Here is a 271-nt window from a genome sequence, read left to right as displayed (position 1 = left end):
CACGTACACCGCGACGGCGAGCGCCGTGCCCTCCTCGCGGATCCGGCCGAAGTAGTCGGGCGCGCCGGGCTCGGGGATGAGGACCGTGACGGTGCCGACCCACGAGGGGCCGAGCTCCGCGATGAACTGGGCCGCGGAGCCCGACAGCGCCGCGCCGATCGCCCGCGCATCCCAGAAGGCCCGCGGGTGCGCCGCGGCGTCGTCGTGGGTCTCGAGGAACGCGATGCCGGCGGCGGGATCCCGCAGCGCCTCCAGTCGCAGGGTGCGCAGG

General features: G+C 76.4%; 1 protein-coding gene. It reads right to left on the bottom strand.

What is annotated here, in order from left to right:
* Positions 1 to 271, bottom strand: a 271-nt coding sequence (locus tag ACQG3P_RS19800; protein ID WP_426805997.1) for a hypothetical protein, incomplete at both ends; no start/stop codon positions are given.

Source organism: Stenotrophomonas sp. SrG (assembly GCF_050031795.1).
GTDB classification, from domain to species: domain Bacteria; phylum Pseudomonadota; class Gammaproteobacteria; order Xanthomonadales; family Xanthomonadaceae; genus Stenotrophomonas; species Stenotrophomonas rhizophila_A.
Note: the sequence above shows the minus strand (reverse complement) of the source record. Positions and strands in the feature narration are given on the sequence as shown.